Genomic DNA, 2,949 nt, shown 5'->3' on the forward strand with positions numbered 1-2,949 from the left:
GATGCCGCCCCGAAGGACGGCATCACGGTCAGGACTTAAGAGCGGCAGACCCGCGAGGAGCAGCCCCTCCGGTTCCGGCGCTACATCCGTTCGGGCGCCGTTACGCCGACAAGGCGCAGCACGTTCGCAATCGCCTGGCGGACGGCGCCGAGCAGCGCGAGGCGCGCCAGCGTCTGGGCGGCATCCTCGGTAATTACGCGCTCGGCCTTGTAGTAGCTGTGGAAGAGCGACGCCAGCTCGTATACATAGCGGATCAGGCGGTGCGGAGCATAGCCTTCCGCAGCCAGATCAATCTCGGCCGGAAGCTCGCCGACTTTGCGCAGCAGGGCATATTCATGCTCCGCCGTCAGCTTCGAGTAGTCGATTCCGGCAAGATCCGGCAGGACGATGCCCTGCTCCTCGGCTTGACGGAATACGCTGCAAATGCGCGCATGCGCATATTGTACATAGAACACCGGGTTCTCGTTCGAGGTCGAAACGGCGAGATCCATATCGAAGTCGAGATGGGAATCCATGCTGCGCATGGTGAAGAAATAGCGGATCGCATCCACGCCGACCTCGTCCATCAGATCCTCCATGGTGACCGCCTTGCCGGTCCGCTTGGACATCTTCACCTTCTCGCCGTCCTGGAACAGACTGACCATTTGGGCGATCAGCACAACCAGCTTGTCCGGATCATTGCCAAGCGACGCCATCGCGGCCTTCATCCGGGGAATATAGCCATGGTGGTCGGCGCCCCAAATATTGATCATTTTGTCATAGCCCCGCCCGTATTTGTCGCTGTGATAAGCAATATCGGGCGTCAGGTAAGTATAGGTGCCGTCATTCTTGATCAGCACGCGATCCTTGTCGTCTCCATATTTCGTTGTCCGCAGCCAGGTAGCGCCATCTTGCTCGTACACTTCCCCGCGGTCCCGCAGCGCGTCAAGCGCCCGCAGCACTTCCCCGGTCTCATACAGCGAGGTCTCGCTGTACCAGATGTCGAAGGCGACGCGGAAGCGTCCCAGATCACGCTTGATTTTGTCGAGCTCCTTCTCCAGCCCGTAGGCACGGAAGAAGGCGGCGCGTTCGCCGGGCGAAAGCTCCAGCAGGGAATCGCCCTTGTCTGCGGCAAGCTCTTTGGCAAAGCCCTTGATGTCTTCGCCGTAATAGCCGTCCTCCGGCATTTCGGCCTGTTGGCCAAGCTCCTGCAAATACCGGACCTCGATCGAGCGGCTCAGGTTGGAAACCTGATTGCCCGCGTCGTTGATGTAGTATTCGCGTGTGACCTTGTAGCCGGCGAAATCCAGCACATTGCACAGCGCGTCGCCGACGGCGGCTCCGCGGGCATGGCCGAGATGCAGGCTTCCCGTCGGGTTGGCGCTGACGAACTCAACCTCGACCTTTTGCCCTTGTCCGGCGTCTGTGCGGCCGTAATCGGCGCCCTGCTCCAGGGCAAGAGCGATAACCGGATAGAGATACGATTTGGACAGCGTGAAGTTGATGAAGCCTGGACCGGCGATTTCCGCTTTTTCAATCGAGGCCCGGCTTACATCCAGATGCTCCACGATCGCCTCGGCGATCTGGCGCGGATTGCGCTTGGCGATTTTGGTAAGCTGCATGGCGGCGTTGGTCGCCAGATCGCCATGGGCTTTGTCTTTGGGCACTTCCAGCACAATGGCCGGAAGCTCTTCCCGCTGAACCAGGCCCGCCGCGACAGCCGCGTCGGCGATGGCTTCTTTCACCTTTTCATTAATAAGGTCAAGCGGATTTGGACGTTGTGTCATACTAAAGGTTCCTCCTGTATATGCAAACTGATAGCGAACTGTCCCGATAACTCTTCGTACACGTATAAATCGTATTCCCATTGCACTGTCAGGGAACGTCCCTGCCGCGAGATATCCAGCGCCCTTGTCTCGGTGGACAGATTAAACTGGGTATAGGGAGATCGGTAAAATCCGGGTAAACGCGCGCCGCTCCGGAAGGATTGCTCCGACTGGACGCCGCCGTGGCGGATAATCCGCAGCTCGTCATCCCGAATCTTGACCGTTGTCCGAACGGCCTCACCTGCGCCATCCGGACCTTGACCCGGCTCCTCAAAACGGATATACAGCTGCGGCCCCTTATGCGCGGCTTCACCGCTCACGTTAAGAATGCTTGTCTCTCCTTCGTGGCGGCTGATAAGCGTGACGGAGACGCCATATTTATGCGTAAGATTATCAGGCACCCTGGCACCTCCCGTTCTGCCTGCTTCGCTTGGGCCTTGATTCCGGTATCTTTCCCATTGTACTACTATATCCAGTTCGCCGGGCCAATTCAATCACTGTATTTATGAAGAATCTTAACATACCGGAGGGCAAAATCACATGCTCGCCCGTATCCCCTACCTTCCAGCCGCCCTATTTTGTCTTAAAAAAGAGCTTCCGCTCCCAGGTGGAGCCGCCGTCATGCGTGGCATACAGCGAGGACTGCTCCAGCCCCCTGACGGCAAGCCAGCCCTCCTTCGCGCCGGTGAAAGAAATCACGCCGCCCGCCCCCGGCAGGCCGGGCAGATTACGCCACTGCTTGCCGCCCGTATAGGACCGGCCCACGCCGACCTGATCTCCGGCCGGCGAATAGCCGAGCAGGAAGGCGCCGCCTCCGGCGAGCTGCATATTGCCGGGCTTGCCGGAGACCGGGCCTTTGGCCAGTCCCTCGTTCCCGCTGCCCGGGGCAGGACCGCCGCCCGCTGTAGACTGGGCGATGACGCGCCGCCATTTCCCGCCGCCATCCGCGCTGGCATACAGGGAATACGACGTCTGGGACATGCCGGACTCGCCGTACAGCAGCGCCCACACTTGACTGCCGCCTTCGTAAATCTCGGCGCCGACCGGATAGCTGAAGGCCGATTTCAGCTTGAGCGCCCAGTTCGTGCCGCCATCCACAGTCTTCATGACCCGGTAGCCCGTTCCCGGGGCGACCGTTACCGCC

The 2,949-nt window shown here is 60.0% G+C and carries 3 protein-coding genes; all 3 read right to left on the bottom strand.

Annotated elements, in window-relative coordinates; genetic code table 11:
- Positions 1-80 precede the first annotated feature (80 nt).
- Entirely contained in the window at positions 81-1,766 is a 1,686-nt protein-coding gene (gene argS / locus L692_RS0113960) for an arginine--tRNA ligase (protein ID WP_025700764.1), read from the bottom strand.
- Entirely contained in the window at positions 1,763-2,206 is a 444-nt protein-coding gene (locus tag L692_RS0113965) for a YwiB family protein (protein ID WP_025700766.1), read from the bottom strand. Before L692_RS0113965 ends, argS begins: the two co-directional genes overlap by 4 nt.
- A gap of 172 nt (positions 2,207-2,378) precedes the next feature.
- Positions 2,379-2,949, bottom strand: a 571-nt coding sequence (locus L692_RS32755) for a hypothetical protein (protein WP_025700768.1), incomplete at its 5' end; no start/stop codon positions are given.

This window comes from Paenibacillus forsythiae T98 (assembly GCF_000520735.1).
Taxonomy (GTDB): domain Bacteria; phylum Bacillota; class Bacilli; order Paenibacillales; family Paenibacillaceae; genus Paenibacillus_AQ; species Paenibacillus_AQ forsythiae.